General features: G+C 62.4%; 1 protein-coding gene. It reads left to right on the top strand.

Features of this window, described 5'->3' with window-relative positions:
- On the top strand, positions 1-245 hold a 245-nt coding region (locus tag J5M67_RS29165), incomplete at both ends, for a sulfatase-like hydrolase/transferase (protein ID WP_207888752.1).

The following is a 245-nucleotide window of genomic DNA, read 5'->3' as shown; positions in this document are numbered from 1 at the left end:
GAACACCACCCGCATGCACGCCTTCACCCACATACGCGAATCCATGCAGGGCCAGAGCGGCATGCCGGGCAACGAGTACGCTGATGGCATGCTCGAGCACGACGGCGACGTCGGCAAGCTGCTCAAGACCCTCGACGACCTGAAGCTCAGCGACAACACCATCGTCATCTACACCACCGACAACGGCCCGAACCGCTTCACCTGGCCGGATGCCGCCACCTCTCCGTTCCGCAACGAGAAGAACT

Source organism: Pseudomonas sp. 30_B, assembly GCF_017491605.1.
Taxonomy (GTDB): domain Bacteria; phylum Pseudomonadota; class Gammaproteobacteria; order Pseudomonadales; family Pseudomonadaceae; genus Pseudomonas.
Note: the sequence above shows the minus strand (reverse complement) of the source record. Positions and strands in the feature narration are given on the sequence as shown.